We start from the raw sequence: 23675 nt of genomic DNA on the forward strand, positions 1-23675 counted from the left end.
TCAAAACTTAATAATGGTTCATTTATTTTTTATCTAAATCTTAGACAAAATATCACTTAAAATTCTTTATAAAAAAGAGCTTCTAAATGCTTTTTCATAGCATAAAATTTCCCAGTACTGTTTAGTAGATGCAAAAACTTTTAAAAGGTTGCGTTATAAAATTGTTTGATGCTAAAAGATATATTATTTTAGCATACAATAGAAAAGAAAATTAGAAGCAATGAGCAACGAAAAAGAAGCAAAATTAAAAGCACTGAAGCTTACATTAGATAAATTAGATAAGGCTTACGGAAAAGGAACTGTAATGAAAATGAGTGATCAAGCTGTAGTGGACATTGATGCTATTTCATCTGGTTCACTAGGATTGGATATAGCCTTAGGAGTTGGCGGTTATCCTCGTGGTCGCGTTATAGAGATATATGGTCCAGAATCATCTGGTAAAACAACATTAACACTCCATGCTATTGCAGAAGCTCAAAAAGCTGGAGGAATTGCTGCATTTATTGATGCTGAACACGCTTTTGATCGTTTTTATGCTCAAAATTTAGGTGTAGATATTGATAATTTAATTATTTCTCAGCCAGATAATGGTGAGCAAGCACTTGAAATTGCTGATAATTTAATTCGTTCAGGTGCCATTGATATTGTTGTAATTGATTCTGTTGCTGCATTAACCCCTAAAAGTGAAATTGAAGGAGAGATGGGAGACTCAAAAATGGGGCTTCATGCTCGTTTAATGTCACAAGCATTACGAAAACTAACAGCTTCAATAAGCAAGACACATTGTACTGTTATTTTTATAAATCAATTAAGAGAAAAGATTGGTGTTATGTTTGGTAATCCAGAAACTACAACTGGTGGAAATGCTCTTAAATTCTATGCTTCTGTGCGATTAGATATTAGACGATCAACACAAATAAAAAGTAGTGACGGTAACGTTTTAGGTAACAAAACGCGTGTCAAAGTTGTAAAAAACAAAGTTGCTCCTCCGTTTAAACTTGCAGAGTTTGATATTATGTATGGAGAAGGAATATCTAAAGTTGGTGAAATATTAGACATTGCAGTAGAAAATGAAATTGTAAAGAAAAGTGGGTCTTGGTTTAGTTATCAAGATTCAAAGCTTGGTCAAGGTAGAGACGCTGTAAAAAGCATGTTAAAGGATAATCCTGACTTAATGGATGATCTCGAAGAAAAAATAAAAGTAATAATTTCAGAAAATAAATAACCCTTAAATCCCGTCTTATCGGGATTTTTTTATATTACTAACGCAACCTTTTTAAAGAATGCTCATCTAATGTATGAAGTTAGTATTATAATTAAATAATATACATGTGATAATTGAGTTTAGAACAACTCTTACAAAAGTGCAGAAACAATGATACAAAGGCGCAAAGTGATTTATATAAGCTCTACTCGAGCAAGCTTTTCGCTCTTTGTTTAAAGTATTGTAGAAATCGTGCAGAAGCTGAAGACACTCTGCAAGATGCTTTTTTGACAATTTTTAAAAAAATATCACAGTATAGTGGGAAAGGATCTTTGGAAGGTTGGTTAAAACGAATTACTATTAATACTGCTTTACAGCGTTACAGAACCCAAGGGGTTTTTGATATAGTTAATGAAAATCAAATTGAAGATGTTTATGTTGAAATAGAAACTGAAACTGTAGATATAGATTTTTTACTAAACTCAATACAAGAGCTTCCGGATAGATATAGATTGGTGTTTAACCTATATGTGTTAGATGGATATTCTCACAAAGAGATTAGCGGTATGTTAGAAATAACTACAGGAACAACAAAATCAAATCTTGCTCGAGCAAGAAAAATATTAAAAGATAAAGTAGAAAGTTATATGGCGAATTTAGATTCGCAATCATTATGAAAAATGAAAAAAAACATATAGATAGGTTATTTCAAGAAGGACTAAAAAATTTCGAGGCATCACCTAGTCTTTCTGTTTGGGATAATGTTTCTGAGCAATTGCTTAATAACCATAAGCAACGCAAAGTAATTCCATTATGGATGAAACTTTCTGCAATTGCAGCAGGCTTGCTATTGTTAATCACTTTAGGAAATAATATATTTTTTCAAGACAACAATTCTGCTCCAGATGTAAACGAAACTATTGTGGATACCGAACCTAGAAACAAACAAAATACTAAAAATCCTGATAGTACTTTGGATTCAAAAACAATTGACTCCGATAATGTTATTGATGCTGAAAAGTTAGCTCAAGAAGATTCTAATTTAAATGAGAACGCCACTAAAAAACAACCATCAAACAATATCCAAAAGAATTCCAAAAATGCCATAATAAATAAAAATGAGTCTGTTGTAGCGAATAATGATAAAGTCTCCACTTCTTCCAAAGGCAAGTTGACAAATAAAGCTATTACTAATACCGTTGCTTCTAATTCAAATTCTGAAAAAACTAATGAAGTTGAATCTCAAAAAAATTCTATTCAAAAAGAACTTTCAAAAACCTATGATGAAAAATCTACAGTAGCTAATCTTGAAAATTCAAAGCTTAACAAACTTAGAAATGAAGAAGATTTGAGTAAGGATGAAAAATCAACAATTACTGACGCCATAGCTGAAAATGCTAAAGTTGATAAAAAAGATAGTGACATTGGAAAAATTTCAATTGAAGAGGCTATTGCTGAAAACAATAAAACAAAAGAAATAGAAGACGAGTTAACAGAAGAAGAAATTTCTAAGCGCTGGAGTTTAGCTCCAAATATTGCACCTGTTTACTTTAATTCGCTAGGAACTGGATCTTCCATGGATGCTGAATTTGTAAACAACACAAAATCGGGAGAAGTTAATATGAGTTATGGTGTGTCAGCTAGTTATGCTATAAATGATAAAATTAATGTTAGAGTTGGTGTTAATAATGTGAAACTTGGTTACAATACACATGATGTTTTTGATGCTAACGATATGGAATTAAATCCTATTAAATCTATTGCTACTAAAAATATTGACATTGATAAAACTCCTGCTGAATTAGCTTATGTTACTGTAGCAGGAATGAGTTTTGCTCAAGTACCTGAACCTCTGTCAAACGATTTTAATGCCTCAATTAATCAAGAATTAGGATTTTTAGAAATCCCTTTAGAGATTCAATATAAAATCACAAATACTAAATTAGGAGTTAATGCCATTGGAGGTTTTAGCGCCTTATTTTTAAATACAAACGAAATTTATTCTACGTTAAATGGTAATAGTACTTTAATTGGCAAGGCAACAAATATTAATAATTTGAGTTATAGTGCTAACCTTGGGTTAGGTTTTAACTATAAAGTATCAAATAATATTAATATAAATCTTGAACCTATGTTTAAATATCAATTAAACACTTTTAGAAATACTTCTGGTAACTTTAAGCCATATTTTATAGGAGTATATTCTGGTTTGAGCTTTAAATTTTAAGATTTTTTAGTTGGTTAGGTTGGTTATTGTACTTTGACTTAGAAGTATCAATAATTTTTAAAAGTCACTCTTAGCAGAGTGACTTTTTTTATACTTGAAGCTCTTGCAAAATAATATCTCTAGAAGCATTATTCAATTGTTTTGTGTCTTCAATTTCCAAATGCTTTGTATCTAAGAATTCATGAATTTTTACACGTAGCATTCCTGGGCCTCCACTAAAAAAAGTGTATGAAAATCGTTTTTTGTTATCGTAAAAAATTATTGGTACAATTGGAATTTCATGCTTGATTGCTAATCTAAAAGCACCGTCTTTAAAATCAGCTAAAAGAACTTCTTCTTCTGGCACTAAACCTTCAGGAAAAATACAAATACTCAATCCAGATTGTAAACGTCTTTGTGCTCTTAAAAAAACTGCTTGCCTGCTCTTAGCGCTACTTCTATCAACTAGTATGCATGTCCTTTTATAGAAAAATCCGAATAACGGAATTTTAGCTAATTCCTTTTTCCCAACAAACACAAAAGGGTTCTCCTTAATAGTCACTAACATCAGCATAATGTCAATCATAGATGTGTGGTTGGCAATAAACATATAACTTTTACCTTTTTCTAACTTTTGCAGCTTAGTGATTTTCCAGCTACAACCCATGCCAATTAAAATAAATTTTGACCAAATACGTGCTAACTTAAAAAAGAAAGGATACCATCGTTCTTTAGTTATGGAAACAATAAGAAAAGGAAATAGAATAATTATTGGTACAGCAACAAGTACATAAAACCAAATACGATATAAAATCCAGAAAGGATATTTTAAAAATTTCATTAGAGCCAAATCTAATTAATTTAATTGAGCTATTCTATCAAAAAAATTACCTTTGTGTTCATTATAAAGAATTATTAATTAAAGATATTCCTACTTTCGTGGGAAATGAATATGGCTAGAATACTAACTGGTGTGCAAAGTACAGGAACACCGCACTTAGGAAATCTTTTAGGAGCAATTATTCCTGCAATACAAATGAGTAATGACCCAAACAATGAGTCATTTCTATTTATTGCAGATATGCACTCATTAACCCAAATAAAAGATGCTGATACGTTAAAAAACAATACTTACTCTACTGCTGCTGCTTGGTTAGCCTTTGGTTTAAATATTGATAAAACCGTGTTTTATCGCCAAAGTGATGTACCTCAAGTAACTGAACTTTCATGGTATTTAAGCTGTTTCTTTCCTTATCAAAGATTGACGTTAGCACATAGTTTTAAGGACAAAGCTGATAGATTAGAAGATGTAAACGCAGGTTTGTTTACCTATCCAATGCTTATGGCTGCAGATATTTTATTGTACGATGCTCATATTATTCCTGTTGGAAAAGACCAATTACAACATATTGAAATGACACGTGATGTCGCCTCACGTTTTCATTCAAAAGTTGGAGAAACCTTTGTAATACCTGAGGCTGATATACAAAAAGACACTATGTATGTTCCTGGAACAGATGGTGGTAAAATGAGTAAAAGCCAAAATAATATTATCAATTTGTTTTTGCCAGATAAGCAATTGCGAAAACAAATTATGGCTATTGCTACAGATAGTACACCTTTAGAAGATCCTAAAGACTGGAAAACCTGCAATTGCTTTGCGCTTTACAAGCTCGTTGCTAATGACGCTCAAATAGCAGACATGAAAACCAATTACTCTACAGGTGGTTATGGTTATGGCCATGCAAAACAAGCTTTATTTGAATTACTCATTGATAAATTCTCATCTGAAAGAGAGCGTTACAATTATTATATGGATAACCTCAACGAAATTGACAAAGCCTTGGCTATTGGTGCTGAAAAAGCAAAAGTAGTGGCTGATGGTGTTTTGAGAAGAGTTCGTGCTAAGGTTGGGTATTAATAAATCCTTACGCAGAAAGTGACGTAAATGTTTACTTTAATTTCGAAATATAATTTGAGTAGCATTGTAATCGTAATGAAATCTAATTTCAATTTTATAGTCTTGTTTTTCCCATAAAATAAAATCAGGTGTCTCATTTATAGAAACTTCTTTAGTAGAATATTTTCGTTTTCTTAGTTTTTGATGAAATTCATCTTTGTTCATAGAGTCTGATTCATATATCAATTTATCTATCTTAGATATATGTGCTGGGTTGTTATATGTATTAATAAAAGCATCTAAAAAGCATTTATCTACAATTGAAATAGACTTAACAGTTATCAACTGTATTAGCTTTTTCTCATCAAGTGTTACGGACACGCTATTAATTTGTGTCCCAAAATATTCTATATTCATTTCAAATTCAAATATTCTAGGTGTGTATCCTTCTATTTCACATAATTTATCTTTAACTAATTCTAAGCTTTCTTCCTTTAATAATTCTTCTAAAGGTTGCTCTAAATAATAAATAAAATTTATCGTTTTTTCTTCCAGTTTATAGTTTCAATTAAAAGATTCCTGTATTCAGAAGAATTTATATAATCTCAAACTGTTTCCCAGGTAATGGTCTGACAACGCCTTTTAGTTCCATTGTCAATAAAATGGAAGCCACTCTAAAAGTTGGCTCATTACATTTTAAAGCAATTATATCTAGTAATTCCTTTCCATTCTCTTTTAAGAAATTATAAATCAACTTTTCATCAGTATCTAATTCAACAAACAATTGTTTTTGGATAGGCTTTTCTTCGCTTTCTAGCTTCCAATTAAGTATATAAGGAATATCCTCAGCTTTAGAGAGTAAATGAGCGCGTTGTAACTTAATCAGATTATTGCATCCAATGCTTTGCGTATCGGTAATACGCCCTGGAACTGCAAACACCTCTCGATTATATGAATTTGCGATATCCGCTGTAACCAAACTCCCTCCTTTTTCGGCAGATTCTATAACAATAGTTGCTTCGCTTAATCCTGCAATAATTCTGTTTCGTTTTAAAAAGTTGTTTCGGTCAAACTCATCAGTACTCCAAAAATCAGTGAAGAATCCTCCATGGCTTTCAATATCAGCCACATATTTTTTATGAACCTTAGGATAGATTTGATTAAACCCATGTGCTAAACATCCAATAGTCTGTAAATTGTGTTTCATAGCCGCTTTTTGCGCTGTAATATCTGTACCATAAGCAAATCCAGACACAATAATCGGATTATAGGGAGCTAAACGTTCAACAATCGATTCACAATTAGCAATTCCTTGAGTGGTAATTTTTCGTGCGCCAACTATACTAATAATAGGCTGGGTTTTTATGTTTATATTTCCTTTCTGAAATAATAAAATAGGCCCATCAACGCAGTGTTTTAATCGCTCAGGATAACTGCCCTCCATAAAATAATGACTAACAATATCATTTTTCTTTATAAATTCTAACTCCTTTTCAGCATTTTCTATCAATATGTCTTTATGCAAATCGGCAATAGCGTATCTACCAATACCGTCAATTTTTAGCAAGTTCTGTTTCTTTTCGTTTAGAACAGCCTCAGGAGAACCACAATGCGCAATGAGTTTTTTAGCTGTAATGTCCCCAATATTTGGAGCATTTTGTAAGGCTAAAGCATATAATAAATTGGTATTGGACATGTACATCATTGAATTACAACGTACAAGAAACTAAAAATTACATTGTTAATAAATAGTTGGAGGAACTTTTTTACGGATTGAAAAATTTTTAACTTTGTTTCTATGCAATTGGAAACCTATATAAGCGATTTATTATACAGATATGAGTGTGTAATTATTCCAGATTTTGGAGCATTTTTAACACAGCCTGTGTCTGCAAAAGTTGATGTTACAAGCAATACCTTTTATCCTCCAAAAAAAGTATTATCCTTTAACGAGCAACTTAAAAACAATGATGGTTTATTAGCAAATTACATCGCTGATGTTGAAAAAACACCCTATGAAGTTGCTGTAAAAAAGATTGCAAAAAAAACAAAATCTATTAAATCATATTTAGCGCAAGGAGAAACTTTGTCATTTAAAAATATAGGAGACATTACTTTAAATGGTGAAGGTAAAATTACGTTTGAACCTTCTTACCATTTAAACTATTTAACTGACGCGTTTGGATTGGCAAAATTTATATCGCCAAGTATTACAAGAGAAGCTTACAAAGAGCAAATTGAAAAGCTTGAAAAAGTTACTCCTATTGCATTTACACCAGAAAAACGTAAGTCTAGAAACTATCTAAAATATGCTGCTATAGCAGTTATAGCATTAACCTTAGGTGGCTTTGGAGCATCAAATTACTATCTTAATCAAATTGATGCTCACAATCAATTGGCACAAGAAGAGGCTACTCAAGAATTAGAAAATAAGATTCAAGAAGCTACTTTTATTATTAATAACCCATTGCCAAGTGTAACTTTAAATGTTGCTAAACAGAGTGGAAATTTCCATATTGTTGCTGGTGCTTTCCGTGTAGAAGAAAATTGCGATAAAAAACTAAAACAATTACACGCTCAAGGTTTTAGTGCTAGAAAAATAGGTGCCAACAAATATGGACTACATCAAGTAGTGTATTCTAGTTACGACACAAGAGCAGAAGCGCAACGTGAACTTTATAAAATTAAAAGAACGCACAATCCTGATGCTTGGTTATTAGCACAAAAACTTAATTAAATTTTACTTCTTTAGTTTTTAAAAGGGGCTTACCTTTGCATTTCAAATAAAATGCACATGGAAGCTAAACATCCTAACGATTCTAAAACAACAATGACCGACTTGGTTTTACCAAGTGAAACCAATCCTTTAAATAATTTATTTGGAGGCGAGTTACTAGCTCGAATGGATCGTGCTGCAAGTATTGCTGCACGACGTCATTCACGAAGAATTGTGGTTACCGCATCCGTTAACCATGTGGCATTTAAACATCCTGTACCTTTAGGTAGTGTTGTAACTGTTGAAGCTAAAGTTTCAAGAGCTTTCAAATCTTCTATGGAAGTATATTTAGATGTATGGATAGATGATAGAGAATCTGGTGAATGTACTAAAGCCAATGAGGCTATTTATACCTTTGTGGCTGTTGATGAAACTGGTCGTCCTGTTAAAATTCCTGCAATCATTCCAGAAACAGAAGAAGAGAAAATTCGCTTTGATGGAGCTTTAAGGCGAAAACAATTAAGCCTAGTGCTTGCTGGAAAAATGAAACCAGATGAAGCTACAGAGCTTAAAGCCTTGTTTTTTGATTAAACCTTTTTGAATTCAATAAGTCTTATAGTAACAAAACCCAAATGCTATGAGAACTTATTTTTTAATCTTCGGAATTGTCATTTTATTTTCTACTACATCTTGTGTGTCACGAATTGCAGTAAGACCTGCGCATACAACTACTGTTGTGAAAGTAGCTCCCAAACATCATAAAATTGTAATTGTAAAAGGAAAGCGTTATTACTTTTGGAATGGTAAACATTACAGAAAAACTAAAAAAGGATATGTATTTATAAGAGTATAAACTATCGCTTAATCCAATACGCTGGATTTTGTTTTTCAAGACCTTTCCACACGCCAAAACTCAATATGGCCTCACCTGAAGCTTTGTTAGTCCTAACTTCACCTATGTCTTGTTTTGTGGTTACTTTATCTCCTTTTTTGACATAGATTATGGATAGGTTTTTGTAAATGGTGAAATAATTTCCATGTTGAATCATTACAATATTATTCCCATTGTTTTGAACCACCACAGAATTTACTGTCCCATTAAATACTGCACGTACTTTTTCGCCTTTATTGGTTTCTATTCTAACGCCATTATTAGTAATCTTAACTGTTCTGTCTATAGGTGAAGGTTTTGTTCCAAAAGGTACTTTAATAAACCCTTCGTTAACTGGCCAAGGTAATTTACCTTTGTTGGCTACAAAACTCGAGGCTAATAATTCTTCTTCAGGAGTCAAGGCAAATGTTCTTGAAGTAGTTGATTTTCCAGCTTTTTTATTAGATGCAGCAATGGCTGCTCTAATTATTTTTTCTATCTCCTTATCAATTTTCTCAGCCTCTCTTTGCTTAGTTTTAATTTGAGATCTATACTCACTTATATTTTTACTAACAGAAGCCATTAAAGCCTTATGCTCTTTGAGTTCTTTATCTAGTTCCTTTTTTGCTAATCTATTAGCTTCTATTAACTTTTGTTTGTCCTGTTTTTGAACCTGAAGATTTTTATTTAACTCTTGAAGTTTTACTGTTTGCAACTTGATTTCTTCGCCTTGCTTTTTTTGATAATTTGCATATTGCTTTATATACTGCAAGCGTTTGTAAGCTTGTTGAAAATTATTTGAAGACAATAAAAACATTATTTTACTCTCTTCGGATCTGCTTTTGTAAGACTTAACAAGCATTGCAGCATATTCATCTTTTAAAACTTGTAAACGGTTTCTAAGATTGGTGATTTCTTTTTGGTTGTTATTAATCTCTCTGGTTAAATTATTTGCTTGCTGATTTATATTTCTAATTAAATCTTGTCTGACAGAAATTTTGTAATTAATATTATCCAAACTAGATAGAATAGTGGTTTGCTCTTTCTTGCCTTGAGACATGAGTCGTTCAAACTGATTAATTTGACGTGTCAGTACACGACGACGTTCTTCTAACTGCTTCTGTTTTGTACTTTGAGCTTGAACTAATGAGCCACAAATAAATAGAAGTAAAAAGAAATATGTCTTATATGAAAATACATTTACCACTTTTATCTTTTTACAATAATTTCTTTGAATCCTGTTGGAATACGGAAAGGAAACCTTAAATCACTATCTAACGAAACGGACTTAAATTCCATATTGATTTGGGTTTCAAAATTGCCTTCCACAGCTATAATATTGACACTTTTTGGCAATACTTGTTTATCAACTTCTTGGTAGTCTTTATAGTCAATTTGTAGCATTCTTTGTTTTAAAGTCTGAGAAATTTGCTGCGAATCCATTTTAAAATGTGATGGGTTTAAAAGCAATAAAACCTCAAGTAATTCGCTTTGTTTTTTTGGTTGAAGTAAATAAGATTTTTCATGAACATCTGCCTTGTAATTATTAGAGGTTAAATTAAAAAGTGCTTCTCCTAACAACATGTTTTGTACTTTATTAAAATCTAAATCGGTCCCTAAAAGGTCACTAATTAATGAGAAGTCTCCATCAAAATAGGTGTTGTCCAACTTATTGTAAAAGCTCACCTTGGTTGGAGTTATTTTTGCGCGAACAATACCTAAAGTAGCACTTAACCAAATGGTCTTATCTTTTTCCATTCTAAGATTAATACTATGAGTTTGCTCCATATCTCCTTGCAAATATTCTACCTTAACACGTGCTTGAAGAGTTTTAAACTTCGTAAATGTTTTAGTATGCTCCTTTATCAATTGCTTTGAAGATATTTTAGTATCTAACTCGCCATTGGTTGCTACATTTTTAATAGACTTACAACTAAAACTTAGTATAAGCAACACCAATAATACTATTTGATTTAATTTTTTCATTGTTTAATTAAAACGTTTTCAGCTTTCTTAGAAAACGCATTAGCTTTAGTAATATTATTAATCATTCTATAAGCTGTACTAAGCTGTTTATAGAAGTCTATTTCCATTTGAGCATTATCAATCACATAATCAACACCTATCTCAAGTGTCTCTATTGCATCTTTAGGACGATTTAAATGATTAAATGCTACACCGTTTGCTAAATAAATTATTGGTTGCGATGGGAATACATCTAATGCTTTAGTTGCTAAATCGATTACTTTTTGATGTTGTTTACTATCAATATAAAGTAAAATTGTATTTTTTATCACCTCGAAATTTTCAGAATCTTTGTTTAAAGCCATCTCATAATACTTTAAAGCCATTTCTTTATTTCCTTTCTGCAAATAATACTGTGCTAGTTCAATATTCGACTTTCCGTTCTTATCATCTGTTACCATAGTGGTTACTTCTAATAAGTCATTTTCATATTCTGGATTATTTTTTACAAAAGACACAAAATCATTTAAAACCTTTGTTTTAGCATCAGGTTTTATTTTAGCACTTGTAAGTACAATTTTCATTGAATTTATCGCTTCTTTAGCATTATTATCGGCTAAATAAAATTTATATAGTGCTAAATGTACTGTATGGGAGTTAGGCTTATTTTTTAAAAGCTCTTTTGCCGTGTTAAACGCTTTTTCTTGATTACCTAACTCACTATATCTATAAATTAATCGTAAGTATAGTGCTTCGTTATCAGGATTTTTAGCAACACGTTCTTCAAGGTTTTCTATTCTTTCTTTATCTCCTCCTGTTGCATTATAAATTTGATTGCGCATAAAATCACGTCTTTCAGAAACACCATAATCTTTATCTAACTCATCCAAAGTTTTTAAAGCATCTTTATATTTTTTATTTTTAATATAAAGCGATACTAAATCTTCCTTATAATCTGGATGAAATTTCACCAACTGCTTTACTGTTTTTAATGCTTTATTATAGTCATCTAGTTGGTAATAAACGCCATAAAGTTCATCAAGAAACCATACGTTGTCGGATTCTTTGTCTATAGCCTTTTTTAGTGCGTCTTCGGCAGCTCCAAAGTTTTTAAGCAGCGCATAATTTTTTCCTAATTCAAAATAGATAACAGCTTTGGAATCGTCCAATTCTAAGCATTTTAGTAATGACTTAACTGCTCTATCATAGTTTTCAATTCCTTTTTGCTTTAAGGCTTCATAGAAGTGTTCTTGAAATTCATCTTCGAAATTCCCTAAATCGTCATCAGAAGTTTTATTAAAATCGACTTGGGCAAAAAGCGTTTGTGGAATAAAAATAATTCCAAGAATCAATAATAGTATTTGGGTTTTCAGCTTCATTATATCTGCCTCTAAATTACGTATTTTAGACGCCTTAAGATTTTATTTAGGGTGTTTTTAACACATTATTTGGTTCCTGTACTCCCAAAGCCTCCTTCACCTCTTTCGGTCTCAGAAAGCACGTTTACTTCTTCCCATTCGGCACGTTCATGCTTTGCAATCACTAATTGCGCGATACGCTCACCATTATTAATGATAAATTCTTCATTTGATAAATTAACAAGAATCACGCCAATTTCACCTCTATAGTCTGCATCAATAGTACCAGGAGCATTCAATACTGTTATTCCTTTTTTAGCTGCTAAACCACTTCGTGGACGAACTTGTGCTTCAATACCAATAGGGAGTTCAATAAAAAGTCCTGTCCCTACTATGCTTCGTTCTAAAGGTTTTAAAATTCTCGGTTCTGATAAATTCGCTCTTAAATCCATTCCTGCAGAAGCAATAGTTTCATAATGCGGTAAAGCGTGATTGGATTTGTTTATTATTTTAATGTTCATTTTTTACTAATTATATTTTCAATTTCTAATAAATTAACTACCACTATCGTTTCAATAACTGCTTTAATTCCTTTTTTTCTAACAGATATACTATAGCAATAAAAACTAAAAGCATTGGTATTGTTATTACATAAATCTCTCTAAAATAGTAAAATGATACGACAGAAAATACAATAGATAAACCTAAATAGATTCCTATTTTATTAAGATTGTAAGGTATTGGGTAAAACTTTCTGCCATAGTAATACGATAATAACATCATGACACTATAAGCTACTAGAGTTGCAATTGCAGAGGCTTTATAACTATATTCTTTTATGAAAAATATGTTAATCGCTAAGGTAATGGTGGCTCCAAAAACTGAAATGTAGGCACCAAATTTTGTTCTGTCAGTAATTTTATACCAAACTGATAAGTTATGATAAATACCTAAACAAAAGTTAGCTAACAGGATTATTGGAACAATCCACATGGCCTCCCAGTAATCTTCGCTTCTTACTATGTGTGGTTTTAGTAAATCTGCAAAAACAACTACACTCAATAAAATTACAGAACCAAATGCTACAAATAACTCTAAAATTTTTGCATAGTTTTTTTGTGGGTTTTTACTATTTGAATGACTAAAAAAGTACGGCTCTATACCAAGTCTATAGGCCGTTGCGAACAGTGTCATGAATAAAGCAATTTTATAACATGCTGAATACATTCCAATATCTGTTTCGGCAACATCTGCTGGAAGTAATTCCTTAAGTAAAATTCTATCGAATGTTTCATTTATTGAAAAAGCAACACCTGCTATAAGCACAGGAAACGCATAACGAAACATGGTTTTCCATAGCTGTGAATTAAACACATATTTAATTTTACTGTAAAATGGCAACATTAACAATAATGTTACAGCACTTGCAATAAGATTGGCTATGAAAATGTAACTAATTTGAAAATCTGGCTTGTATATACTTTCAAACACAGAATTGTTAGAAGCCAAGTCTTTTAAAGCTAATAAGAAGAATATATTAAGACCAAGGTTAATAACTACATTTAAAATTTTAACGATTGCATAGCGTTTAGGTTTTTCGTTGGCTCTTAACCATGCGAATGGAATAATGACCAAGGCATCTAATAGTAAAATCCAAATAACCAAATTGATATATTTTACATCAATATCAATAAAAGAGGCTATCTGATTTTGAAAAATCAATGCTAAGGCGAAAAAGCCTAAAGAAGACACAATTAGTGAAATTGCAGAAGTCCCAACAACTTGATTTTTATCTTCTTCTTTATTGAAAAACCTAAAAAAAGCTGTTTCCATACCATAAGCCAAAACAACATTAAATATTACGAAATATGAAAAGATGACTGATACTTCTCCATATTCTGCTACAGAAGTTAAGACACCTTCAGTAGTGTAAAGTGGCACCAACAAAAAGCTAAGCATCCTAGGTAGAACGGTTGCTAGACCATAAATAACTGTTTGCTTAAAAAGTTTTTGAAATGCGCTCAAAAAGTGAATTTTATAAGCACTAAAAGTACACTATTAGTAAATGTTTTGCAACATTAGTTCTTATTAGATGCTGGAGACATTGGAACGTCTATAGAATGTATTTCGGCCACATTAGTAATCTTATAATACTTAGTTTTTCCATTGACTTTATAACTAATTACACATTCATTATGTGCCAATTCAAATGGAGTTCTAATAGGCTTTTCAGGTATTTTGTTACCATATTCAGCTTTAGAGTCGCTACTCATAACAATATCTTGTTTTTTTGTAGATGGTATTACAAAACTACCAATGTATTGCTTATTATTTTGAGGATTTTTCTTTAGTTTGGTTACTTTATCTCTAAAATAAACACTATCTAATAGAAATTCTGAATCTTTTACCTCAATATAGATGTCTAACCCAGTTGGTCCTCCTTCTATTCCTGAAACCCATTGTTTACAATATACATCGCCAAATATTACAGGCGCATTTCTTTCAAGTTTTTGTGCACTTGAACATTGAGAAAAGCTAGACATAATAACTGTTAGAATTAAGAGTTTAAATATTTGTTTTAGGGTTTTCATTTGCTAAGCTATTTATTATAAAGATACTAAATCAAGAGCTATGCCATAAAAAAAGCCTTACTAAAAAGTAAGGCTGGACTATTTTTATAATGTAATACTGAAACAAGTTTAGTATGACCATGCTAATTATTCAAGGCTTCAGCTCCACCAACAATTTCTAAAATTTCGTTAGTAATTGCCGCTTGACGTGCTTTATTGTAAGTTAATTTTAATTGATCTCTTAACTCTGTAGCGTTATCTGTAGCTTTATGCATTGCTGTCATACGTGCGCCATGTTCGCTAGCAAAAGAATCTCTAATGCCTTTGTACAATTGTGTTTTTAATGACTTTGGAATTAACGTTTCAACAATTTCAACTTTTGATGGTTCAAAAATATAGTCTTGATTGTTATTTGAGCTTCCTTCCATCGGCACAATTGGTAAAAATTGCTCAGTCATTACAATTTGCGTTGCTGCATTTTTAAACTTGTTGTAAACGATTTCAATTTTATCGAACTCGCCTTCTACAAATCTTTTCATCAAGCTTTCAGCAATTTCTGCAACATTTTCAAATGTTAAATCATCATACACCTGGCTATTATTAGCAATTACAGTGCCTGTTTTTGATAATGCATCATTCGCTTTTTTCCCAATAGCTACAAAAGAAACCTCTTGATTCGCATACGTTTCATTTGCCAAGATATTAGCTTCTTTTATAATATTTGAATTAAATGCGCCGCACAATCCTCTATTAGAAGTAATAGCTACTACAAGCACTTTATTAATTTCTCTTTGTGAAGCGTACTTACTTCCTGAGTCTGCATCTAAAGTTGCACTAAGGTTTTGTAAAAGCTCAGTTAACTTATTAGCATAAGGACGCATTGCAGTAATTGCATCTTGTGCCTTCTTTAACTTAGCAGCAGATACCATTTTCATGGCACTAGTAATCTGCATCGTTGAAGATACCGATGAAATTCTATTACGTATTTCTTTTAAGTTTGCCATATTCTAAATATGAGTCTCACAATTGTGAGAATAATAATTATGCTTTATACTTCGCTGATAGGTCTTTACATACATTTGTTAATGTATCTGTAATCTCATCAGTTAATTTTCCAGCTTTTAAACTATCTAAAACATCTCTGTGTTTAGCATTTAAGAATTCAATAAAATCTCTTTCAAATTCTTTTATTTTATTTACCGGAACGTCTCTTAATAAGTTTTTAGATCCTGCGTAAATAATTGCTACTTGATCTTCTACTGTAAATGGATCGTTTTGTGCTTGTTTTAAGATTTCAACGTTACGTTTACCTTTTTCAATTACATTTAAAGTAACTGCATCTAAATCGGATCCAAACTTTGCGAATGCTTCTAATTCACGGAATTGCGCTTGATCTAATTTTAAAGTACCTGCTACCTTCTTCATTGACTTAATCTGAGCATTACCACCAACACGAGATACAGAAATACCTACGTTAATTGCTGGACGTACACCAGAGTTAAATAAATCTCCATCTAAGAAGATTTGTCCATCTGTAATAGATATTACGTTTGTTGGAATATAAGCTGATACATCACCTGCTTGTGTTTCAATAATTGGTAAAGCTGTTAATGAGCCTCCTCCTTTTACCATAGATTTTAAAGAATCAGGAAGATCATTCATTTCTTTAGCAATAGCATCATCATTAATTACTTTTGCAGAACGCTCTAATAAACGAGAGTGTAAGTAAAATACATCTCCAGGATACGCCTCACGCCCTGGTGGACGACGTAATAATAAAGATACCTCACGGTAAGCTACCGCTTGTTTTGATAAATCATCATAAATAATTAAAGCTGGACGACCAGTATCTCTAAAATACTCACCAATAGCAGCACCTGCAAAAGGAGCATATACTTGCATTGGTGCAGGGTCTGATGCGTTTGCTGCAACAATAGTCGTGTAAGCTAAAGCACCTTTTTCTTCTAATGTTTTAGCAATTAAAGCTACTGTTGAAGCTTTTTGCCCAATAGCAACATATATACAATATACAGGCTCACCTGCATCGTAAAATTCTTTTTGATTCAAGATGGTGTCTATACAAACAGCTGTTTTACCTGTTTGTCTATCACCAATAACTAGCTCACGTTGTCCACGCCCTACAGGAATCATCGCATCAATTGCTTTAACTCCAGTTTGTAAAGGTTCAGTAACAGGCTCACGATAAATAACTCCAGGAGCTTTACGCTCTAAAGGCATTTGGTAAGTTTCTCCAGATATAGGTCCTTTACCATCGATTGGTGTTCCTAAGGTGTCAACAACACGACCAACAATACCTTCACCTACATTAATAGATGCGATACGACCAGTACGTTTTACTGTAGAACCTTCAGCAACTACTTTAGAGTGTCCTAATAATACAATACCTACATTATCTTCTTCAAGGTTAAGTACAATTCCTTCAAGACCTCCATCAAATTCTACTAACTCACCATATTGAGCGTTAGAAAGTCCATAAGCACGTACAATACCATCACCTACAGTTAATACGGTTCCTACTTCATCTAATGATGCTGTAGCTTCGAATCCTGCTAATTGTTGTTTTAAGATTGCTGATACTTCAGCTGGTTTTACTTCTGCCATCTTTATTTAGATATTAGACGTTAGGTGTTAGATGCTAAACATCCTACTCTAACGTATTTTTAATTTAATGTAAATTCTCTTTTTAACTTATTTAATTTGTTAGATATACTTGCATTATACTGCTTGTCTCCAACACGTAATATGAAACCACCTAAAATGCTTTCATCTACTATATTTTCTAGCTCTACAGCTTTACTTGTAAGCTCTTTTACTTTTGCCAATACTTTAATTTCTAAATCGTTCGTCATTGGAATGGCTGTCGTTACCTGTGCAATTTCTTTTCCATTTAACTCATCAAACAATTCACTGTATTTTGATGCAATACTGCCTAAAATGTCTATTCGCTTATTAGACACTAACACATTGAACAATCCTGAACTAATACTATTTATACTTGGGAAAATTTGAATCAAGGCAGCTTTCTTTATATCTGATTTTACAACTGCGCTTTCAAGTACTTGACTTAATTCATCGTTTTCGGCAATAGTAGTAGCTATTAACTTCATGTCATTATTTACAGCATCTGCTGAGTTTTGATCACTTGCTAAGCTAAGTACTGCTTTTGCGTAACGTATTGCTGCTCTTGTCCCTGCCATTTAACTCTAGTTTAAAGTTGCTTCACTTAACATAGATTCAACCAATTTCACTTGCTTGTCTTTGTTAGATAATTCTTCACGAACTACTTTCTCAGCTATTTCAATAGATAGGTTAGCTACTTGCGATTTTAATTCGGCAATAGCTGCTTTCTTTTCTGTTTGAATAGATGCTTGAGCTTGTGCAATTAGTTTTCCTGCTTCTTCTCTTGCTTCATTTTTAGCATCGTCAATCATTTTGTTTTTGATTTCACGAGCTTCTTTAAGCATTTCTTCTCTTTCTGCTCTAGCTTCTTTTAATAACTTTTGGTTATCTGCTTGAAGGTTTTGCATTTCTAACTTTGCTTTTTCAGCAGAGTCTAGTGCATTTTTAATTCCTTCTTCTCTATCATTTACAGCGTTAAGAATTGGTTTCCAAGCAAATTTTCTTAATAAGAATAGTAATGCTAAGAATAATACTGTTTGCCAAAAAAACAGTCCAATCGAAAATTCTCCTAATAACTTTTCCATATTCTATTTATAGTGTTATACTTTTTAATTTTTAAAAATAAAGTAACCTTGCAACCAACCGTTACAAGGTTACTTTGTAAGATCTCTAGCTTACTGCAAATAAAGCAGCAAAACCAATACCTTCAATTAACGCAGCTGCAATAAGCATAGCTGTTTGGATCTTTCCGTATGATTCTGGTTGACGAGCGATCGCTTCCATAGCTGAACCACCAATTTTACCAATACCAATACCAACTCCGATTACAACTAAACCTGCACCTACCATTACTGGGATTTCCATAATAAATATATTTAAAAATTAAACATTCAATTTAAACTCAAATTAATGAGAGTGCGCTTCTTCGTGGTGTTCGTGCTCTTCTGCAGCAAAACCAAAATAAAGTGCTGATAACATTGTAAAAATGTATGCCTGTAACAATGCCACCAATAATTCAATTAAAGAGATAGCAAAAGCTAGTCCAAATGATAATGGACTACCCAACCAGCTCTTAAATAAAAACATTAAACCAATTAAACTCATCATCACTATGTGTCCAGCCTTTATATTGGCATATAAACGAATTAATAATGAGAAGGGTTTAATAAAAATTCCTAGAACTTCAATAGGGATTAATATTATATATAAAGGAACTTTAGCATACCAAGGCATAGTATCTCCTAATGGGTCAAAAATATGCTTCCAATAGTCTTTTGTTCCTGTAAAATTTGTGATTAAAAATGTGATTAATGCTAAAGCTACTGTTACCGAAATACTGTTAGTAACATTTACACCTAATGGTGTTAAACCTAACATATTGATAAACCACACAAAGAAAAACACCGTTAGCAAGTATGGCATATACTTTTTGTATTTCTTTTCTCCAATATTTGGAATGGCTATATCATCTCTTATATAAAGTATGATTGGCTCCAATATACGAGTAGTCCCTTTTGCGATACCATTATTTTTCGCATATGACTTTGCTAATCCTTTAAACATGAAGAACATCAACAAACCTACTAAAAAAATGACTACAACATTTTTAGTCATAGAAAAATCTAAAGGCTTAACGTTTGTTGGATAATGTTCGGCATCGTAATTAATAGTCCCTTCGGCATCTGTTTTGTATATCTTGTTATGATATACTTTATAAAAATTACCATCTACCTCAGCAACTGTTTTTCCATGATGAAATTTTGATGAAGAAAACACCTTTAAACCATTATCCCATAAAATTACTGGAAGTGGAAATCCCCAATAAACTTTTTCGCCAGCATCATTTGTATACGATGTTAAGCTAAAGTCATAAGAGTCTTCTAAGTGGTGTTGGATATATTCTTTGATTTCAGTCTTTAAATCACCCTTTTGAGTGTCTTCACTTGCATAAGAAACAAATGAGATTAACAGAAATACTAAGGTTAGTGCTTTAATAGTTATTTTTCTTTGCATATCACTCTAAATAATAGTGGCTTAAAAATCGCTGCAAAGGTATGTTTTTATATGAAAAAGAAAAACTATTTTATATTTTATTTTGGCTTAAAACAGGACATGAAAATTACTGCACTAAAAATCCATTTTATTCAACCATTTTACAAGGCTAGAAGTCTCTAAAATCAAACAGATAGCATATGGGGTAAAAAAAGCAGCAAACTCTAAACTCGAAATATCATTATCTGCTTTGTATAAAGGATAAAAAACCATAAAAAAGACTGCGAATTTCACAAAACTTCCCGCTAAAAAAAGAAACCCAATTTGGCTTTTAAAGCGCTCGCGATATTTGTAAAGAATCCCAAATATGGTTACTGCTAAAGCTAAATTAATTATATAAGAAAGTACAATTTTGTTTTCAAATAGTGGTTTATCCATCAAGCTTAGAACAGCTATATGAAGCCCAAAAACTATGATTAAAACAATAATTAATTTGATGGAAAATCTGGTAAACGTATTATTCATTTAGAATTAATTCGGTTAAGTTGTTTCACGACAGCATACAAAGATACAGCAACACCTAATAAGGTGCCAAAAATAACAAATAATTTATCGCCATTATTGTATTCGGAATCTAGCCATTTACCTAAAAATACAAATAGATAAATAATTATTCCCATTTGTAAACCAACTCCAGTAAGAACTAGTGCATTTTTAAGCTGACCTTTCGGTTTCTGACCCTGGTTTTTGTTGCTCACCTTTGTTAAGTTCTTTTACCGCGCCTTTCATGCTGCAAACAGCATTAAATGTAGCTCCTGGTTCTACTGCAAGTTTGCCAATTTCAACTTCACCTTCAATAAATGCTGAAGATTTTAAAGACAAAACACCTGATATTTTCATTTTTCCTGAAAAACGTCCTTCAAAATCGGCATTAGTACCTTCTAATGTACCATTAATAATTCCTGATTTACCAACTACTATTTTTCCTGGGGTTTTTATAGTACCTTGAATTGTTCCATCAATTCTAAAGCCTCCTTCACTCACAATATCACCAACAATTGTGGTTCCTTGGGCTATCCTATTTTGTTGTGTTGAAGATTCGACTGCATCTCCTCTTCCTCTTTTACCATCTGAAAACATATTTTTTGCTATTAATTGTTTCTATACTATAGAGATTTTAAATATGACTCTAGGTTTTTATGAATTTGCACTATTTGATAGTTTTGAGATGAAATACCAAAATGTTCTCTACTAATATTTTGTTTTTTATCCTTTAAAAATTCTCGAAATCCATTAGCTGCCTGAATACTTTTTAAACCATGAACCACTATAAAGGTAGTGTTTTCATTATACATATCTTTCGAAGTACTTAATTCGAAATAGTCAATTTTAGTAATAGCTTCATTTAGTTTCTTTAAAAACTCATCAATTTCTTCGTCCTTAGCATCTACAAATTGATAAATTGCTTTGAAGTGTTTAGAGTCATCATTATTTTGAAATTCACTTTTAGATAATAAAGGCATGACATTTTCTATCATATCTTCTGCCTTTTTTCCTTCAGGACTATTTGGATAGTTTAATGCTATATAATTAACTGCTTCGTTATAGCTTTCAAAACCATATAATCGTGCTTTAGATACTGCTTTTAAAAACTCAAACTTTGGTACTATCTTCTCCCCATCAAATTTTGCAATATATGTGTCGCACTGCTCAATTACATTGATGTATTCTTGATTCTCGAACTTTTTGTAAAGTGTTTCATAAATGTTTTCAGGACTACTTTCATCTTCTCCTAGATCTGCGTCTGGGTTCAATAATATAGAAGCGTATCTAGAATCAGGATAATTTGTTATTATATCATTTTTGGCTATCTCTGCTTCACCATTAAGCTCAAGTATTTCATATATTTTATATAAATTATACTTTGATGGAAGTATTAGGCGCTCTTCAGGATTATTATTTAAAAGCCCTAGTAGTTTATCTTTTGCAAGATGATATTCCTGAAACTTTTCTTTATAGATAAGCCCTAATTGATAATAGGCAAAGTTTCTATCCTTAGCTAAGCTATCAATTTCTTTTTGCTCAACAGGTATTTTTGATATGTAAAATTCTGGTTTAAATAGCTCACTATCTTCGGTAGATGCAAGCTCTTCTTCAATATTGCTTTGGGTTGTATTTCCACCACCTTTATTGGACCATCTCCAGTTATCTTGAAGTTGACGGTCTCCCCAATTTTGTAAAAATTCATTTTTACCGTAAGCAACCGTCACTGGATTGTAGAAATAGAAAGTTGATGTATTATTACCTGTGTTCTCTCTAGGGTTATTACTAATATTATTGTTTTTAGAAGTTTGTTGAGCAATTAATTTAGCCGATTCTGCTTCGGCTTTAAGTGCTTCTGCCTTTTCCTTTAATTTGTTGGTATACTCTAAAAAATATGCTAAACGTTCGTCGCTGGACATATTAACTAACTGTAATATACTATCGTTTCTTACAGCAACATCTTCATAAAAAATAACATCGTCTAAATTGTCTCGCTTACGCTTAATAGCTCTAAACATCTTACTGTTTTGCTTTAAATTAAGCATTGTACTATCGTAATAAGCTCCTGCGTTTTTATATTTGGTATCATCAAAACTCATATTACCTAGGTTTTGATAGCTCATCGCATTTAGAAATTTGTCTGCAGAATTAGTCCTAAGCGATTTATTATAATACGTAACTGCTATGGTGTCCGATTGGTTTGCTTTATGGTACTCGGCAATTTGATAATATATCTTGTCTAAAAAAGGTCTGTTTTCTCTGTTTTCTTCCATATCAGTCAACAGTTCAAGAAATTCTAACTTATTACCCTTTTCAAAATCGAAGTTTTTAGCTTTTTCGATTTGTGCACTAATCATATAGATTCTAGGCGTTTTTCTATTTAGTTCTATCACCTTATCAAATGCCATATTTGCACTGTCTGGTTTTTGCAAGGCATTATATAACTGGCCTTGTATAAACTTATAGCGCCCTCTTTCGTCATTACTTTTAGTAGCATTTGATGCTATTTCCAATTGCGTTATAGCACTATCTAATGATTTTGTATTAATATAGGCTTGTGCTAACATTGAAGTTGCATCGGCAAGGTCTTGACCTTTTAATTCTTCTTGAAACAATAAACGCTTTAAATTAGTAATTACTAATTCGTCATTTTCTAGACGCAAATTGGTTTTTTCTCTCCAAATTCGTGCTTGATTTATCTTATCACTCGCAGGGTATTTAAACAAAATATAGTTAAATGCTTCCATTGAAGGTACAAAACGTTGGTCGAAATATCTTGCTTTACCTAAAAGTAAATATGCTTCATCTATTTGAGGGTTTTTTTCTTTCCCTTGTATATTCATTCCGTGCTTTTGAATAGCTTTAACAGCTTTTTCTTCAGCTTTGGCGAAATTATCGTTGGTAGATTGTCCAGGGAGTACAATTTCGTCCGTAATTTCCATACGCTCTATTGGTAAAATTTCCCAATAGTTATCTTGATAGTCGTTGTTTAAATCTGTTCGCCCTTGTTCTAGAGCATTGTAACCGTTGTACAGTGTATTATATTCTGTGGCTACAGCGTGAAAATTTCTACTAACGAAATTGTCTTTTTTGCGAGAACATCCTGCAATAGTAATAGCAGAAAGTAGAAGTATAGATTTGGATTTAAAAGATATCTTCAACGTTGGTATGTTTAGTAATTGAATAACTAAATGCCTTGCATAATATTA

26 protein-coding genes are annotated in these 23675 nt (G+C 31.9%); 7 read left to right on the plus strand and 19 right to left on the minus strand.

From position 1 onward, the window contains the following. Window positions 1-220: 220 nt before the first annotated feature. The 3 genes from recA to ABGB03_RS13865 all read left to right on the plus strand — a co-directional run bounded on the left by recA (window position 221) and on the right by ABGB03_RS13865 (window position 3431). Window positions 221-1225 carry a recombinase RecA gene (recA, locus tag ABGB03_RS13855; RefSeq protein WP_347923169.1) on the plus strand — a complete coding sequence of 335 codons (1005 nt, stop codon included), beginning with the start codon at window positions 221-223 and terminating at the stop codon, window positions 1223-1225. A gap of 113 nt (window positions 1226-1338) precedes the next feature. Beyond that, entirely contained in the window at window positions 1339-1881 is a 543-nt protein-coding gene (locus ABGB03_RS13860) for an RNA polymerase sigma factor (RefSeq protein ID WP_347923170.1), read from the plus strand. Next, on the plus strand, window positions 1878-3431 hold the full coding sequence (locus ABGB03_RS13865; RefSeq protein WP_347923171.1) for a hypothetical protein: 1554 nt from the start codon (window positions 1878-1880) through the stop codon (window positions 3429-3431). Before ABGB03_RS13860 ends, ABGB03_RS13865 begins: the two co-directional genes overlap by 4 nt. Before the next feature lie 88 nt (window positions 3432-3519). Here the strand turns inward: ABGB03_RS13865 and ABGB03_RS13870 are convergent, their stop codons facing one another. Continuing rightward, a complete protein-coding gene (locus tag ABGB03_RS13870; protein ID WP_347923172.1) occupies window positions 3520-4251 on the minus strand; it encodes a lysophospholipid acyltransferase family protein in 732 nt (243 codons plus the stop codon). Window positions 4252-4362: 111 nt separating this feature from the next. Between ABGB03_RS13870 and trpS the strand changes: the two genes are divergently transcribed. Then, the gene (gene trpS / locus ABGB03_RS13875; RefSeq protein ID WP_347923173.1) at window positions 4363-5331 is read left to right on the plus strand and encodes a tryptophan--tRNA ligase; all 969 of its coding nucleotides are present in this window, start codon (window positions 4363-4365) and stop codon (window positions 5329-5331) included. A gap of 36 nt (window positions 5332-5367) precedes the next feature. On the opposite strand, the gene ABGB03_RS13880 is transcribed toward trpS, so the two are convergent. Continuing rightward, the gene (locus ABGB03_RS13880) at window positions 5368-5727 is read right to left on the minus strand and encodes a hypothetical protein (RefSeq protein ID WP_347923174.1); all 360 of its coding nucleotides are present in this window, start codon (window positions 5725-5727) and stop codon (window positions 5368-5370) included. Between the two features lie 178 nt (window positions 5728-5905). Beyond that, entirely contained in the window at window positions 5906-7006 is a 1101-nt protein-coding gene (dprA, locus tag ABGB03_RS13885; RefSeq protein WP_347923175.1) for a DNA-processing protein DprA, read from the minus strand. A 102-nt stretch (window positions 7007-7108) separates the two neighbouring features. Here dprA and ABGB03_RS13890 point away from each other — a divergent pair, with 102 nt between their 5' ends. From ABGB03_RS13890 to ABGB03_RS13900, 3 genes are read left to right on the plus strand one after another with little or no spacing between them, the layout of a single operon-like run. Next, on the plus strand, window positions 7109-8047 hold the full coding sequence (locus ABGB03_RS13890) for an SPOR domain-containing protein (protein WP_347923176.1): 939 nt from the start codon (window positions 7109-7111) through the stop codon (window positions 8045-8047). A 57-nt stretch (window positions 8048-8104) separates the two neighbouring features. Next, window positions 8105-8617, plus strand: a complete 513-nt coding sequence (locus ABGB03_RS13895; RefSeq protein ID WP_167607732.1) for an acyl-CoA thioesterase — start codon at window positions 8105-8107, stop codon at window positions 8615-8617. A gap of 46 nt (window positions 8618-8663) precedes the next feature. Beyond that, window positions 8664-8879 carry a DUF6515 family protein gene (locus ABGB03_RS13900; protein ID WP_347923177.1) on the plus strand — a complete coding sequence of 72 codons (216 nt, stop codon included), beginning with the start codon at window positions 8664-8666 and terminating at the stop codon, window positions 8877-8879. A 1-nt stretch (window position 8880) separates the two neighbouring features. Here the strand turns inward: ABGB03_RS13900 and ABGB03_RS13905 are convergent, their stop codons facing one another. The 16 genes from ABGB03_RS13905 to ABGB03_RS13980 form a co-directional block, all read right to left on the minus strand. Further along, window positions 8881-10104: a peptidoglycan DD-metalloendopeptidase family protein gene (locus ABGB03_RS13905; RefSeq protein WP_347923178.1), complete on the minus strand. Its 1224-nt coding sequence runs from the start codon at window positions 10102-10104 to the stop codon at window positions 8881-8883. A gap of 2 nt (window positions 10105-10106) precedes the next feature. Further along, complete coding sequence (locus ABGB03_RS13910; protein WP_347923179.1) at window positions 10107-10883, minus strand: DUF4292 domain-containing protein; 777 nt, start codon at window positions 10881-10883, stop codon at window positions 10107-10109. Next, entirely contained in the window at window positions 10880-12241 is a 1362-nt protein-coding gene (locus ABGB03_RS13915; protein ID WP_347923180.1) for a hypothetical protein, read from the minus strand. Before ABGB03_RS13915 ends, ABGB03_RS13910 begins: the two co-directional genes overlap by 4 nt. A gap of 65 nt (window positions 12242-12306) precedes the next feature. Continuing rightward, complete coding sequence (dut, locus tag ABGB03_RS13920; protein WP_347923181.1) at window positions 12307-12741, minus strand: dUTP diphosphatase; 435 nt, start codon at window positions 12739-12741, stop codon at window positions 12307-12309. Between the two features lie 43 nt (window positions 12742-12784). Next, window positions 12785-14245 (minus strand): oligosaccharide flippase family protein, encoded by a 1461-nt coding sequence (locus ABGB03_RS13925; protein ID WP_347923182.1) that lies wholly within the window; start codon window positions 14243-14245, stop codon window positions 12785-12787. A gap of 53 nt (window positions 14246-14298) precedes the next feature. Next, the gene (locus tag ABGB03_RS13930; RefSeq protein ID WP_347923183.1) at window positions 14299-14811 is read right to left on the minus strand and encodes a hypothetical protein; all 513 of its coding nucleotides are present in this window, start codon (window positions 14809-14811) and stop codon (window positions 14299-14301) included. Window positions 14812-14933: 122 nt separating this feature from the next. Continuing rightward, entirely contained in the window at window positions 14934-15794 is an 861-nt protein-coding gene (atpG, locus tag ABGB03_RS13935) for an ATP synthase F1 subunit gamma (protein WP_347923184.1), read from the minus strand. A gap of 37 nt (window positions 15795-15831) precedes the next feature. Next, window positions 15832-17412: a F0F1 ATP synthase subunit alpha gene (gene atpA, locus ABGB03_RS13940; protein ID WP_347923185.1), complete on the minus strand. Its 1581-nt coding sequence runs from the start codon at window positions 17410-17412 to the stop codon at window positions 15832-15834. Between the two features lie 59 nt (window positions 17413-17471). Beyond that, complete coding sequence (atpH, locus tag ABGB03_RS13945) at window positions 17472-18008, minus strand: ATP synthase F1 subunit delta (protein WP_347923186.1); 537 nt, start codon at window positions 18006-18008, stop codon at window positions 17472-17474. Window positions 18009-18014: 6 nt separating this feature from the next. Further along, complete coding sequence (locus ABGB03_RS13950) at window positions 18015-18515, minus strand: F0F1 ATP synthase subunit B (protein ID WP_347923187.1); 501 nt, start codon at window positions 18513-18515, stop codon at window positions 18015-18017. Window positions 18516-18600: 85 nt separating this feature from the next. Further along, window positions 18601-18795: an ATP synthase F0 subunit C gene (gene atpE, locus ABGB03_RS13955; protein WP_008272393.1), complete on the minus strand. Its 195-nt coding sequence runs from the start codon at window positions 18793-18795 to the stop codon at window positions 18601-18603. A gap of 42 nt (window positions 18796-18837) precedes the next feature. Next, window positions 18838-19944, minus strand: a complete 1107-nt coding sequence (gene atpB / locus ABGB03_RS13960) for a F0F1 ATP synthase subunit A (protein WP_347923188.1) — start codon at window positions 19942-19944, stop codon at window positions 18838-18840. A 114-nt stretch (window positions 19945-20058) separates the two neighbouring features. Further along, on the minus strand, window positions 20059-20361 hold the full coding sequence (locus ABGB03_RS13965) for a hypothetical protein (protein WP_347923189.1): 303 nt from the start codon (window positions 20359-20361) through the stop codon (window positions 20059-20061). A gap of 83 nt (window positions 20362-20444) precedes the next feature. Further along, window positions 20445-20681, minus strand: coding sequence for an AtpZ/AtpI family protein (locus tag ABGB03_RS13970; RefSeq protein ID WP_347923190.1), 237 nt, complete (start codon window positions 20679-20681; stop codon window positions 20445-20447). After that, window positions 20638-21063 carry a polymer-forming cytoskeletal protein gene (locus tag ABGB03_RS13975; RefSeq protein WP_347923191.1) on the minus strand — a complete coding sequence of 142 codons (426 nt, stop codon included), beginning with the start codon at window positions 21061-21063 and terminating at the stop codon, window positions 20638-20640. Before ABGB03_RS13975 ends, ABGB03_RS13970 begins: the two co-directional genes overlap by 44 nt. Window positions 21064-21089: 26 nt before the next feature. Then, on the minus strand, window positions 21090-23627 hold the full coding sequence (locus ABGB03_RS13980; protein WP_347923192.1) for a hypothetical protein: 2538 nt from the start codon (window positions 23625-23627) through the stop codon (window positions 21090-21092). Between the last annotated feature and the right edge of the window lie 48 nt (window positions 23628-23675).

Origin of the sequence: Pontimicrobium sp. SW4 (assembly GCF_039954625.1) — a bacterium.
GTDB lineage: Bacteria > Bacteroidota > Bacteroidia > Flavobacteriales > Flavobacteriaceae > Pontimicrobium.